The organism is Catenuloplanes japonicus (assembly GCF_000717135.1).
Classification (GTDB): Bacteria; Actinomycetota; Actinomycetes; order Mycobacteriales; family Micromonosporaceae; genus Catenuloplanes; species Catenuloplanes japonicus.
The window spans coordinates 494,466-506,648 of the sequence record NZ_JNXY01000001.1; the positions used below are offsets into that span (position 1 = coordinate 494,466).

The window sequence follows — 12,183 nt, forward strand, 5'->3', positions numbered from 1 at the left end:
CGCTTCCGGCACGGTCACGGTCCGCATGCTCCCGCGGGCAAACCTCCGGGGGCCGGAAGACTCCGCTTGCGCTCCGCTTCCGACCCCCGGTCGGAGCCGGTCCCGCCGTGGTCCGGAAATAGCCGCGATTTCCACCGCGGCTTACGTCCGCCTCCGCGGCTCACGTCGGTTGCCGGGCACTCCGTGCCCGAAATTTCAGGAAATAGCAGCCTACGCGATAACCAGGCCCTCGCGCCGACACCGAAAGCGCGCAACGCCGCCTACCCGACCGACCAGGCGCCACTCTGCCCTTATTTCAGATCCCGAGAGCATCATTCCAACCTATGGGATCCAAGATCCTTGCATACGTCACCGCTGTTATTCCGGCCGAATAACAGCGGTGACGTATGCAAGGATCTTGACCCGCCTCTCGCCCACCCCCGGGCGGGTGTTATGTCTTTTATGCGTAAGCGCCCACACTGGTGACAGGCCCGCACGAAACCCAGCCACCCGCTTTGAACGGCAGCGCAGCCAGGCCCATGACCAGCGCTGACGCTGCGCGCGGCAGGGAATGGCCCCGGCGAAAGCGGCGTGATCCTGGGTGACCAGCGACGGGACCGGCTCCGATCGGGGATCGGAAGCGGAGCGCCAGCGGAGTCTTCCGAACGCCGGAGGTTTGCCCGCGGGAGCAACGCTGCCGGACCACGCCGGAAGCGGGTACATGGTGGGGTCCGGGTTCCGGGGGAAAGAGCGCCCGCGGGACCGTGCGGATCGCCACCACGCTGGAAATGGGTACAACGGGGTTCGGGTCCCGGGGAACGGGGCGCCCACGGCAGCATGCGGACCGCCGCCACGCCGGCGTCGGCAACATCCGGATCCAGGGGTTCCGCGGTCCGGATCCCGGCGGCCCCGCAGGAAAGCGGATAGCACGATTTTCGGGCTGGATGTCTGTTGTGCGTCGCTGTGCGCCGAGATGAGTGGGGAACGGCGACAATGGGAGACGTGTCGGCCGTCGGATGTGAGGTTGATCAGGTAGGGACCAGGCTGGTGGTGCGCCTGGACGGGGAACTGACGCTGGCGAGCGCGCCGGGCGTGCGGGCCGCGCTGTCGAAGTGCCTGGTGGACGTGCCGGATGCGCTGATCGTGGATCTTGCGGCGCTGCGGGTGGCGGAGCCGGTGGCGCTGTCGGTGTTCCGGACCGTGCACTGGCAGGCGGCGTTGTGGCCGGGTACGCCGATGCTGCTCTGTGCGCCCGCCGGGGACACGGCGCGGCTGCTCGCGGGCGGTGGGTACGGGCGGCTTGCGGTGTATCCGAGCGTGACGGCGGCGCTGTCGGCGCGTCCGGCGCGGCGGATGCCGATGGTGGGGGACACGGTGCTGCCCACGGACGGGGCCAGCCGCCGGGCGCGTGACCTGGCGGAACAGGCGTGTGCGCGGTGGAATCTGCCGGCGCTGGCGGCTCCGGCGGCGATGATCGCGGGGGAGCTGGTGACGAACGCGATCGTGCATGCGCGCACCATGGCAGACCTGCGGTTGTCGCTGGGGCGGCGGCATCTGGTGATCGCGGTACGGGACGGGTCCGCGGAGCTGCCGCGCGTGTGCGAGGGGCCGGACGCGTCGCCGGCGACCGGGCGTGGGCTGCGGCTGGTGGAGGCGTTCGCCCGCAGGTGGGGGATCATGCCGGCGCAGGGCGGCAAGGTGGTCTGGGCCGGGGTGCCGCTCGGGCAACCCCGGATCAAGACCGTGGCCGGAAGGCGCTGACCCGGCGCGGCGCCGTGGCCGGAAGGCGCTGACCGGTGCGGCGCCGTGGCGAGAGAAGCCCTCGGACCTCCCGCCGCGAAACGCCCGGCCGGAACGCCTCCCGGCTCCAGCCTGACAGTGAAAGCGGAGACGCCGCCCGGCTCAGTTGCGCTGCTGGGAGACGCTGACCGGGGAGACGATGTCGGCCAGGCCGACGACGCGGAGCGCGTAGACCGTGACGTCGTCGTGGACGTTGATGATGCGGTAGGCGCGATCGCATCGCTCGGCGGCGGCCCGGCCTTCCAGCAGCGCGCGTATCCCGGCCGCGGCCAGGACGGACACGCGGTCGAGGTCGACCACGAGGGCACCCGCACCCGGTTGCTCGGCCGCGTTGGAGATGATTTCGGTGAGCGCCGCGGCGACGTCGTTGTCGACGTCGCCGCTGATCGTGAGGCGGATTGTGCCCTCGCCGTCCTCGGACTTCACCACTGAGAAGGAACCGGTCACACTCTGCTCCGATCGGGAAGCTGTGCGCCGAGCCTACGCCAGCGATACGACAGTCCCGTGACAAGACGCTGACTGTCAGCTCACCGGCTTACCGCCGGTCGCGCCATGTCCCTCTCCCGTGGCGCGATCCCATTCCGGGATCCGGTCGAGCGGCGCGACCGTGCCCTCGCGGAGCAGCCGCCCGGCCCGCCGCCACGACACGGCCAGCATGATCGCGGAGAGCGTAAGGTAGACGGCGGAGAGTGCGACCAGGACCATGCGGTTCGCCGCGTCGGAGAGCAGCAGGCTGGCGGTGAACTGGGTGCCGAACAGTGCCAGCAGCACGCCGGAGCCCCACAGCGACAGCCTCAGGTCCAGCAGCAGGCTCACCGCGAACAGTGACTGCGCGGCCGTGATCAGCAGCTCGTAGCGCTGGTGGTCGCTGAGCGGCAGCCCGTGGAACCCGCCGGACGAGATCGCGAACACGACCGGGATCGTGCCGACCAGCAGCGTCCACTGGTTGACCTTGCTGGAGAGCAGCGTGCCGAGCGCGTGCGACGCGCGCAGCCGCCACGCGTAGAGGCAGGCGACGATCAGTTCCGGGGCCTCGCTGGCGACCGGCGCGGCCCACTGGACCAGCAGGAACCGGTCGATGCCGAGCTGTTCGCCGGTGCCGACGACGGCGTCGGCGAAGTGTTCGGCGGTGAGCAGGATGACGCCCGCGGCGACCACGAACAGGCCGATCAGCCAGGCACGCCGCGGTTTTGTGGCGAGGGAGGCGATCCACGCGGACGTGCCGATCATGTCCGGCTCCTCGACCGGGGCCTGCGCCAGGCGCCACGCGTAGAGGACGAAGATCGAGACGAGCACGGCCGCGTCCAGCAGCGTGAGCGAGTGCCGCAGCGGCAGCGTCAGCGAGTAGACCGTGGCGATGCCGAGCGCGACCACCTCGATCGACATCGGCCGGGCCAGTCGCACGTGGCCGGGCGCGGGCACGCTCGGTTCCTGCTCCGCGCGCCGGGGGTGGCGGCGGGCGACCACGGCCGCGATCAGCACCACCAGCGGCCAGCCGATGCCGACCAGCACCCGGTTCGCGCCGGTCATGTTCGCCAGCGCGAGTGCGCACGGGTCCTCGCCGCCGACCGGTGCGCAGTGTCCCTCGGCCGCGAACGTGTCGCCGGCCCGCCAGGTGAAGACGAAGTCGACCGCGTATTCGGGCAGCACCGCCAGGAACGCCAGGAACGCGAGCGCAACCCCGGCGCTGACCTCGGTCTGCGCGGCCTCGGCGGCCCAGGACAGCAGGAACGCGGCGCCGACGATGGCGGCGCCGAACAGGAGCGCGGCCGCGGCCGGGGGCAGCTCGGGGTGGGGCAGGCCCAGGCCGGAGTACGCGCCGGGCAGGACGGCGAGCACGGCCACCAGCGCGGGCCACGGCCGCGGAGAGGTTGACATGACAAGCGTGTACCCCCGGTCACGGTATTTCTACCGTCCGGGTGATCGTCACTGAAACGGGTGGTCTAAACGGGCGAAATACCCGTAAAACGCTGTGCAAGGCGCTACGGTCGGTTATCTACCAGGGCTCGGGGGAGGAGTGGATGGAGCGGACCGCGACGTCGCGGCGCGGACGACTGCGACGGCTCGGACTGCTGCTCGCCGCCGTGCTGATCGTGGTCTGGGCCGGACACCACCTGGCCGCGGCCGGCGCGTCCTGGACCGCTGCCTGGACGTCGATCAGCGAGGTCGGCTGGCGCTGGCTGCTCCTGCTCGGCACGGTGTGGCTGCTCGGGCTCTGGGTGCACACGTTCGTGCTGGACGCGTCGCTGCCCGGCCTGACCCACCTGCGTGCGCTCGCGCTCAACCTCTCCGGCAGCGCGGTCTCCAACATGCTCCCGCTCGGCGGGGTCGCCGGCACCGTGCTCAACCTGACCATGGTGCGCGGCTGGGGCCACACGAACCGCGACTTCGCCCGGTTCGTCGTCGTCTCCAAGGCCTGGGACGTGGCCGCCCGCCTGCTGCTCCCGGCCGTCGCGCTCGCGGCGCTGCTCGCGGCCGGGCGGCTGACCGGGTTCGCACCGTTCTGGCTCGCGGCCGGACTCGCCGCGGCCACCGCCGGCACGCTCGTGGTCGCGGCCTCGCTCGGCCGGGCCGCGCCGATCCTGCACGTGGTCCGGTTCGCCGAGACGCTGCTGCGGCGCACCGGCTGGACCGGCGCGGTCGCGGCGCTGCTCGACGGCGTCGACCGGCTGGTCCGCCGCCGCTGGCGCCCGCTGACCGCCGGGATGGCCGGGTACTGCCTGCTCGAGGGCGTGCTGCTCTGGCTGTGCCTGGTCGCGGTCGGCGTGAGCGTACCGGTCCCGGTGCTGCTGGCCGGCCTCGCCGCCGTGCGGGCGCTCACGCTGGCCGCGCTCACGCCCGGCGGCGCCGGCCTGGTCGAGACCGGCGCGATCGCGGTGCTCATCGGGCTCGGCACGGACGCGACCGGCGCGCTCGCCGGCGTACTGCTCTTCCGCGGCTTCGTCTTCGCCGCCGAGATCCCGGTCGGCGGACTCGCCGTCGTGCTGTGGCTGGCCACCCGCCGGCGTGGCATGCGCCCGACCCCGGCGTGACCTCCGAGTGGAGAATCCATGCGTATCGCCCACGTGACCGACGTCTACCTGCCCCGGCTGGGCGGCGTCGAGCTGCAGGTCCGCGACCTCGCCGCCCGTCAGGCCTCGGCCGGGCACGCCCCGTTCGTGATCACCGCGACGCCCGGGGTCCCTCAAGATCAAGATCAAGATCCGATTCCGCTGGTACGGATGGGAGCGCCCGGCGTCGGTCCCTACCGCGCGGTCCGCGACGACGACCTGTGCCGGGTGCTGCGCTCACGCCGGGCGCAGGTCGTGCACGCCCACGTGTCCGCGTTCTCGCCGCTGGCCTGGACCGCGGCCCGGCTGGCGGGGCTGCACGGCGTACCCACGGTGGTGTCCGTGCATTCCATGTGGCACGACGTGGCGCCGGCCATCCGCTGGTACGCCCGTCGCCGCGGCGCCGCGGCCTGGCCCGTCGCCTGGTCCGCCGTCAGCACCGCCGCGGCCGCCGCGGTCCGGGACACGCTCGACGGCACGCCGGTCGCGGTCCTCCCCAACGGCATCGACCCGGCCGACTGGCTGTCCCCGCCCGTCGACCGCGACGGCCCGCCGACCGTGGTCAGCGTGATGCGCATGGTCCGCCGCAAACGCCCCCGCCCGCTGCTGCGCGCGCTGTTCGCGCTGCACCACGCACACCCGGGCCGCTTCCACGCGGTCCTGATCGGCGACGGCCCGCTGCTGCCCCGCCTCCGTGCCGAGGTCGCGGAGGCAGGACTGACCACGGGGGTACGCCTGACCGGCGCGATGGCCCGCCGCGACATCCGGGCCCTGCTGGCCGGCGCGGACCTCTACGTCGCTCCCGCGCACCGCGAGTCGTTCGGCATCGCGGCACTGGAGGCACGCTGCGCCGGTGTCCCGGTGGTGGCGCGGCGAGGCAGCGGCGTCGCGGACTTCGTCGAACACGGCGTGGACGGCTGGCTGGTCGGCTCCGACGCGGAGCTGATCTCCACGGTGTCCGGGCTGCTGGCGTCGCCGGCCCTGCTCGCGGAGGTGGCACGGCACAACCGGGCCGTCGTGCCGCGACTGTCCTGGGAGACGGCGCTGGCCGCGGCGGAGGCACGCTACGCGGCGGCGGCACGGCTGCAGGACGCGCTGGTGGTGGTGTGAGGCCCTACACGGTCGTCGCGTTCCACGCCCATCCGGACGACGAGGCGCTGCTGACCGGCGGGACGCTCGCGCGGGCGGCCGCGGAGGGCCACCGGGTTGTTCTGGTGACGGCGACGCTGGGGGAGGCGGGGCTGGCGGCGGCTCTGCCAACGGCGGGCGGGCTCGGTGGTCAGCGGCGCGACGAGTTGATGGCGTCGGCGGCGGCGCTGGGGTGCGCGCGGGTGGAGGTGCTCGGATACCGCGATTCCGGAATGGAGGCCGCGGATGCCCTCGATGCCGGGGTTGCGGGAATCCTCGACGATGCCGGAAGCATCGGCGCCCGGATCGCCGGGAGCCCGGAGACCGGCGGAAGCGGCAGGAACACCGCGCACGCCATGATCCCGGGGCGTGCCGACGACAGGATCGGGAGTGCCGAGGCTGCCCGGACGTCCTCCGGGAACGGGGCGCGTCCCGGGCGCTTCGCGGACGCGCCGGTGGCCGAGGTGGCGGCGCGGCTGGCCGCGCTGCTGCGGGAGGAGGACGCGGACGTGCTGATCGGCTACGACGCGCGCGGCGGCTACGGTCATCCGGACCACCTCCAGGTCCACCGCGTCGCGTCGGCCGCCGCACGGATCGCCGGGACGCCGGTGCTGCTGGAGGCCACCGTGGACCGTCGCGCGCTACGGCCGCTGCTGGCGGTGCTGCGCCTCGCCGGCCGCCTGATGCCCCGGCTGCCGCTGGGCGGGGCGGAGACCGCGTTCACGCCGCACGAGGAACTGACCCACGCCGTCGACGTGCGCGGACACCTCCGGCAGAAGCGTGCGGCCCTGCGCGCTCACGCCAGCCAGACCACCGGCGGACGTGGACTCCGGACCGTCGCCGCGCTCGCCGCCCTGCCCGGCCCGCTGTTCGCCGCCGTGGCCGGTCGCGAGTGGTTCACCGAGCCGGGAAGCGCCCGCGACAGCCCGCTCAGCGACGACATCTTCCGCTCGCTGCGCGGCTGAGGACGCTCGCAGAGGTCTCTGAGAGTCGCGTGTGAGCTGGGGTTTCTTAGTCCCGTGAGCTCTTACGGTGGCGGTCTGACGATCGCGGCGGGTGAGAGGTGCGGACGAGAATGACACGAGATCTGATACGAGGCGCGGTCTCCGCGGTGGCCGCACTGGCGGTCATGGCCGCGACGGCCGCGGCCGGACTGTGGATGCTGGGCGTGTCCGCGGGCGGCGTGTCCGGGGTTGCCGCGGTGGTGGCGCTGGCTTCCGGCGGCAAGGTGACCGTCGGGATGTCCGCGAGCGGCCTTCCACTCGGCGACAACGGTGCCGGTCTCCCGTTCGGCGGGAGCGAAGACGGCACCAGTGGTCTTCCGTTTGACCATGGCGGGGACGGCACCGGGAGTCTTCCGTTCGGTATGGGGGCGGACGGCGCCGAGGGGCTGCCGTTCGGGAAGGGGGCAGACGGCGCCGGGGGCTTGCCGTTCGGGCAAAGCGGGGGAGACACCGGGGGCCTGCCGTTCGGTGGGCCGGGCGGCGGCGTCGGTGACCTTGCCGGCCTCAGCGGCGAACTGTCGATCATGCCGCTGGGTGTGACGGCCCTCGGCGTCCTCACCCTCGCCGTCTGTCTGCTCGCCTCCCGCGGCCACCGGCCTTTCCGACGCTTCTCCCGCGGCCGGCGGTCCCTTGTGGACCTGGTCTCTCGCCGCCTGTTCCCCGGACAGACGCACTCGGACGCTGAAGCCGCGGTCGTCGGCAGCCCGGTCGTCGGCAGCCCGGCCGGCGGCACTTCAGCCGGCCATACCTCAGCCGGTCGCATTCCAGCCGGTCACATTCCGGCCGGTCGAGGCTCGGCCGGTCATGTCTCAGCCCGTCGCACACCGGCTGGTCGAGGCGCGGTCCGTCACATCTCGGCCCGCCACACCCCACCGGATGGTGCGTTGATCGGCCCGGCGGCCTTCGCACGGCGTACCCTCGCTGCCCTTGTGGTCTGGATCTTCGCGATCGCGTTCGTGGCCGGCCTCGGCAATGGAACGCTCACCGGACTGGTGCCGGGGCCCGGCGGCATCACCTTCTCGACCGACGTCGCTACCGCCGTGACCAGGTCATTCCTGTTCGCGCTGGTCCTGATCCTGCTGCTTCTGCTGTCCTCGACCACGCTCGCGCAGCGCATCGGCACCCGTGCCGCCGCCTCCTCCGTCGGGCTCGTCGCGGCCGTGATCACGGTTGTCGGCACGCTCATCGCGTTGATCACCGGACCGTTCACACCTGGCGGGTCCCGTCTCGGTGGCGGCCTGCTGTTCCTCTGGCCCAACGTCGCGTCCGTGCTGGGTGGCATCGGCCTCGGCGAGTCCTGGCATCTCGGCACCAGCGGCATCCTTGCGACCCGTTTTCCCGGCACCGATCTCTCACTGTCCACCATCGACGCCCGGCTCAGGCTCGTCGCCGTTCTGCTCGCGGTGGGAATCCTGCTCGTCGCCGGCCTGCTCACCGCTCACCGCACGCCCGCCGGCCCACAGCGCCCGCTGCGCGCCGCCGCCGGGCTCGGGCTGTCGCTCGCGGTCCTGCTGCCCGCCCTCGCGATGCTGACCGCCGCCGGCCTGCGTGCCGGACTCACCGTCTTCGGCTTCTCGCTCGCCGGCCTGACCGCGGACCTGGCCACCAGCCCGTGGGCAGCGGCCGTGCTCGGCCTGCTCGCGGGCGCGTTCGCCGCGACGGCCGGATCCGCCGTCCTGGCGCTGTCCCGCCGCTTCCGAGGCCCGCGGTCGGGCCCGGCCCCACAACCGGCCTCGCGCCCGCGGACCCGCTCCGCCAGTCCGGTGACCACACCGTGAACCGGTGTCCACAGCGTGCGGCAGTCCCGTGTCCAGATCATGCCGCGAACAGCAGCGCCGCGCTGACCAGCACCGCCGCCGCCGTGGCGAAGTGGATGCCGAACGCGGTCGCCCGGCTCCCGCCGTTGCGCAGCACGATCACCGTGTCCCCGAACGGCACCACCGCGGCCGCGAGCATGAACCACGCCGCCGCCCACGCGCCGGCGAACGCCAGCAGCGCCAGCCCGATCAGCCCGAAGCTGAGATCGCGCACCCCCTTGACCGCCCGATAGGCGCTGGTCCGGTCCGGAACGCCGTACCCCGCCGCGGAGGCCTCCGGCACCAGGAGAAAACGCACCCCGATGACGATGATGAAGAGATTGAGCAGCACAGCGAGCCCGTAGGCGACAAATCCCATCACGACACACTCCCTTCTAGCAGTGCTAGATAATAGAGCGACGCTAACATGCCGTCGACAGGAGATCTAGTGCTGCTAGCATTTCTGTCATGCCGATTCGAGAGCGCCGCGAGCGTGAACGTACGGAGCGGGAGCGCCGCATCATCACCGCCGCCCGGGAGCTGGCCGAGGCCGAGGGCTGGGACGCGGTCACCACCCGCCGCCTCGCCGAGCGCATCGAGTACAGCCAGCCGGTCCTCTACAGCCACTTCAAGGGCAAGGACGCCATCATGGCCGCGGTCGCGCTCGAGGGCTTCGCCGAACTGGCCGCCCGCATGCGCGCCGCCCGCACCGTCACCCCCGACCCGCGCGCCTCACTGGCCGCCGTGGCCGAGGCCTACACCTCGTTCGCGGCGGCCCGCCCGATGCTCTACGAGGCCATGTTCACCAACGCCGTCGACCTGACCTTCGCCAGTGAGGACACCCCCGCCCCCCTCCAAGCCGGCTTCGCCGAACTCCGCGAGGCCGTCCACCCCTTCGCCGGCACCGACGACCCCGCCCTCACCGCCGAGATCTTCTGGGCCGCCCTCCACGGCCTGGTCACGCTCACCCGCAAACACCGCCTCCGCCCCGAATCCCACCCCCGCCGCCTGGCCCTCCTCCTCCACCACTTCACCGCCTAGCCGCCAGGGTGCGGCTACCGCTCGACCGGCAGCCGCGATTTCCGGGGAAAACGAATGGGATCTTGAATTTGATCATGGTTCTGGGGTGAGACAGGAACGTCAGGCGGGCACGGTGACGGCCGTCAGGACCAGGCCGTCAGCGGTCAGCCACCGGCCGGAGAAGGACGACACCGGCCCGTCGACCAGAATTTCTGCCGAGAAACGGCCGTCCGGCGAGAACGTCAAGGCAGCCTCCTCGAAGCCGAGCCAGCGGCGGGCCAGCGGGAACCAGGCCTTGTAGACGGACTCCTTCGCGCTGAACAGCAGGCGGTCCCAGTGGGTGCCGGGGGGTGCGGTGGCGATCCAGGCGCGTTCGGCGGGGAGGCTGACCAGGTCGAGCACGCCGTCGGGCAGCGGCGCGTGGGTCTCGGCGTCGATGCCCACCGAAACCACGTCGGGGGTACGGCCGGCAGCGGCGGCACGGTAGCCGGGGCAGTGTGTGATGGCGCCGGCCACGCCGGGCGGCCATCCGGGAGCGCCGCGTTCGCCGGGGACGATCGGGGTGGCGGGCAGGCCGAGCGCGGCCAGCGCCTGACGGGCGCACCAGCGTCCGGTGGTGAACTCGCGGCGGCGCTTCTCCACGGCCTGGGCGATCGCGGCCTCCTCCGCGGGGAAGAGCGCACACTCGCGGTCCGTGAACGTCTCCGCCCAGGTCACGCCGGGTGGCAACAGCCGTTCGATCATGCCGCGGGCAGGATGCGGCGGACGGGGGACGGCGCGGTCCCGCGGTGGCGCCACTCGCGGGGGTAGCCGAGCGACACCTCCTCGAAGCGGACGCCGTCGTGCCAGGTGGTGCGCGGGATGTGCAGGTGGCCGTAGACCATGACGGCGACGTTGAAGCGCCGGTGCCAGTCGGCGGTGAGGTCGGTGCCGCACCACTGGGCGAATTCCTGGGCCCAGAGGATCGCGGTCGGCTCGCGTACCAGTGGATAGTGGTTGGCCGGGACGATCGGCAGGCCGGGCGGGATCTCGGCCAGGCGCGCCTCCGTGTAGGCGGCGCGGGCGCGGCACCAGGCGTCGCGTCCGGGGTGCGGGTCGGGATGCAGCAGGAACTCGTCCGTGCAGACGACGCCCGCCTCCTCGGCGAGGCGCAGCGACTCTTCCTTCGTGGTCACGCCGGGCACGCGCCACGAGTAGTCGTAGCCGACGAACAGCGGGGCGACGACCACAGCGTCATTCCAGCGTGGGTACGGGTCCTCCGGCGTGTGGACGCCCAGCTCACGGGCCACCGACACCAGGTGCTGGTAGCGCTCCTCGCCGCGCAGCTGCACGGCGTCGTCGCGCACGGTCCACAGCTCGTGGTTGCCCGGCGCCCAGACCACGGTCGCCCACCGGTCGGCGAGCTGTGCGAGCGTGCGCCGGATGTCGACGACCTGCTCCGCGATGTCGCCGGCCACGATCAGCCAGTCGTCGGGGGTCTCGGGCCGCAGCGCCTCGGTGATCGCGCGGTTCTCCGGATAGGACACGTGCAGGTCGCTGACCGCGTACAACCCCGGCTCACTCATCGCGGTCCATGCTAGCCGGGGTAGCGGCGGACGCGGGGACCTGAGACCGTAGGCGTCATGGCCGAGCACCGCTGGCGTGCGGAGCCCTACCGCGGCGCCAACACCGCCCAGATCCGTGCCGCGCTCAAGGCGCTGGCGCGGGTGACGATCGCGCTGCCCCGGGCGGGCCGGGTGGCGGACGTGGGCTGCGGCTCCGGCGAGGTCGCGGAGGCGCTGGCCCGGCGTGGCCACACGGTCGACGCGTGCGACATCAGCGAGTCCATGGTGGAGGCCGCGCGGGCGCGGTGCGCGGCGCTGCCGGTCACGGTCTCGGCGCAGGACGCCCGGGTGCTGACGCTGGCGGCGGGCGCGTACGACCTGGTGCACTCGTCGTGGATGCTGCACTGGCTGGACGACGCGACCCACCCGGTGCGGATCATGGCCCGCGCGGTGGCGCCGGGCGGGACGCTGGTCGTGCAGTACAGCGCCGGGCAGCCGCGTGCGGACGGCTTTGCGCTGCGGGACACGCTGCGCGCGGTCGCGGACCGGCCGGCCTGGCGGGACCGACTGCGCAACGCCCCGATCGTGATGTTCCAGCATCCGGCGGACGAGGTCTCGGCGCTGCTGGCCGCGGACGGGCTGGAGGTGGCGCCGGTGGAGCGGGTGGCGCCGGACCTCGGCGAGGGGGATCCGGACCGGCTGCGGCGGACGTTGCGGGCGGCGACGTTCGCGGCGCAGGCGGAGGTGCTGGGGGAGGACGTGGACGCGTTCATCGACGAGTGCCTGAGCGCGCTCGCCGTGGCGGGCGCGCTCGACGCGCACAACGTGCTGATCATCGCCCGGCGGCCGCGGCCTCGTTGAG

12 protein-coding genes are annotated in these 12,183 nt (G+C 72.9%); 7 read left to right on the top strand and 5 right to left on the bottom strand.

Annotation, left to right across the window (positions count from 1 at the left end; all coding sequences use genetic code 11):
• Positions 1 to 981: 981 nt before the first annotated feature.
• On the top strand, positions 982 to 1,740 hold the full coding sequence (locus OP04_RS02310; protein WP_157239137.1) for an ATP-binding protein: 759 nt from the start codon (positions 982 to 984) through the stop codon (positions 1,738 to 1,740).
• Positions 1,741 to 1,881: 141 nt separating this feature from the next.
• On the opposite strand, the gene OP04_RS02315 is transcribed toward OP04_RS02310, so the two are convergent.
• Together OP04_RS02315 and OP04_RS02320 are read right to left on the bottom strand one after the other, a co-directional pair.
• The gene (locus OP04_RS02315; protein ID WP_085066146.1) at positions 1,882 to 2,226 is read right to left on the bottom strand and encodes an STAS domain-containing protein; all 345 of its coding nucleotides are present in this window, start codon (positions 2,224 to 2,226) and stop codon (positions 1,882 to 1,884) included.
• A 75-nt stretch (positions 2,227 to 2,301) separates the two neighbouring features.
• Positions 2,302 to 3,657, bottom strand: coding sequence for a sodium:proton exchanger (locus OP04_RS02320; RefSeq protein WP_051796960.1), 1,356 nt, complete (start codon positions 3,655 to 3,657; stop codon positions 2,302 to 2,304).
• A gap of 143 nt (positions 3,658 to 3,800) precedes the next feature.
• Here OP04_RS02320 and OP04_RS02325 point away from each other — a divergent pair, with 143 nt between their 5' ends.
• The 4 genes from OP04_RS02325 to OP04_RS52870 all read left to right on the top strand — a co-directional run bounded on the left by OP04_RS02325 (position 3,801) and on the right by OP04_RS52870 (position 8,739).
• Positions 3,801 to 4,811, top strand: coding sequence for a lysylphosphatidylglycerol synthase domain-containing protein (locus OP04_RS02325; RefSeq protein WP_051796961.1), 1,011 nt, complete (start codon positions 3,801 to 3,803; stop codon positions 4,809 to 4,811).
• An 18-nt stretch (positions 4,812 to 4,829) separates the two neighbouring features.
• Positions 4,830 to 5,939, top strand: coding sequence for a glycosyltransferase family 4 protein (locus OP04_RS02330; protein ID WP_033337688.1), 1,110 nt, complete (start codon positions 4,830 to 4,832; stop codon positions 5,937 to 5,939).
• Positions 5,936 to 6,922: a PIG-L deacetylase family protein gene (locus OP04_RS02335; protein ID WP_033337689.1), complete on the top strand. Its 987-nt coding sequence runs from the start codon at positions 5,936 to 5,938 to the stop codon at positions 6,920 to 6,922. The genes OP04_RS02330 and OP04_RS02335 overlap by 4 nt, the downstream gene beginning before the upstream one ends.
• A gap of 968 nt (positions 6,923 to 7,890) precedes the next feature.
• On the top strand, positions 7,891 to 8,739 hold the full coding sequence (locus tag OP04_RS52870) for a hypothetical protein (protein WP_157239139.1): 849 nt from the start codon (positions 7,891 to 7,893) through the stop codon (positions 8,737 to 8,739).
• Positions 8,740 to 8,776: 37 nt separating this feature from the next.
• On the opposite strand, the gene OP04_RS02345 is transcribed toward OP04_RS52870, so the two are convergent.
• Complete coding sequence (locus tag OP04_RS02345; protein WP_232323464.1) at positions 8,777 to 9,136, bottom strand: DUF4267 domain-containing protein; 360 nt, start codon at positions 9,134 to 9,136, stop codon at positions 8,777 to 8,779.
• 89 nt (positions 9,137 to 9,225) lie between these two features.
• Between OP04_RS02345 and OP04_RS02350 the strand changes: the two genes are divergently transcribed.
• Positions 9,226 to 9,798, top strand: coding sequence for a TetR/AcrR family transcriptional regulator (locus tag OP04_RS02350; protein WP_033337692.1), 573 nt, complete (start codon positions 9,226 to 9,228; stop codon positions 9,796 to 9,798).
• A 99-nt stretch (positions 9,799 to 9,897) separates the two neighbouring features.
• Here OP04_RS02350 and OP04_RS02355 read toward each other — a convergent pair whose 3' ends face one another.
• Both OP04_RS02355 and OP04_RS02360 read right to left on the bottom strand, forming a co-directional pair.
• Entirely contained in the window at positions 9,898 to 10,521 is a 624-nt protein-coding gene (locus tag OP04_RS02355; protein ID WP_033338046.1) for a 4'-phosphopantetheinyl transferase family protein, read from the bottom strand.
• Positions 10,518 to 11,342: a metallophosphoesterase family protein gene (locus tag OP04_RS02360; protein ID WP_033337693.1), complete on the bottom strand. Its 825-nt coding sequence runs from the start codon at positions 11,340 to 11,342 to the stop codon at positions 10,518 to 10,520. The genes OP04_RS02355 and OP04_RS02360 overlap by 4 nt, the downstream gene beginning before the upstream one ends.
• Positions 11,343 to 11,399: 57 nt before the next feature.
• Here OP04_RS02360 and OP04_RS49055 point away from each other — a divergent pair, with 57 nt between their 5' ends.
• Positions 11,400 to 12,182: a class I SAM-dependent methyltransferase gene (locus tag OP04_RS49055; RefSeq protein ID WP_051796962.1), complete on the top strand. Its 783-nt coding sequence runs from the start codon at positions 11,400 to 11,402 to the stop codon at positions 12,180 to 12,182.
• Position 12,183 lies beyond the last annotated feature (1 nt).

Excerpts from the sequence above, each read along its gene's own strand:
- OP04_RS02320 (WP_051796960.1), bottom strand. The coding sequence starts at position 3,657 with ATGTCAACCTCTCCGCGGCCGTGGCCCGCGCTGGTGGCCGTGCTCGCC.
- OP04_RS02325 (WP_051796961.1), top strand. The coding sequence starts at position 3,801 with ATGGAGCGGACCGCGACGTCGCGGCGCGGACGACTGCGACGGCTCGGA.
- OP04_RS02330 (WP_033337688.1), top strand. The coding sequence starts at position 4,830 with ATGCGTATCGCCCACGTGACCGACGTCTACCTGCCCCGGCTGGGCGGC.
- OP04_RS02345 (WP_232323464.1), bottom strand. The coding sequence starts at position 9,136 with ATGGGATTTGTCGCCTACGGGCTCGCTGTGCTGCTCAATCTCTTCATC.
- OP04_RS02350 (WP_033337692.1), top strand. The coding sequence starts at position 9,226 with ATGCCGATTCGAGAGCGCCGCGAGCGTGAACGTACGGAGCGGGAGCGC.
- OP04_RS02355 (WP_033338046.1), bottom strand. The coding sequence starts at position 10,521 with ATGATCGAACGGCTGTTGCCACCCGGCGTGACCTGGGCGGAGACGTTC.
- OP04_RS02360 (WP_033337693.1), bottom strand. The coding sequence starts at position 11,342 with ATGAGTGAGCCGGGGTTGTACGCGGTCAGCGACCTGCACGTGTCCTAT.
- OP04_RS49055 (WP_051796962.1), top strand. The coding sequence starts at position 11,400 with ATGGCCGAGCACCGCTGGCGTGCGGAGCCCTACCGCGGCGCCAACACC.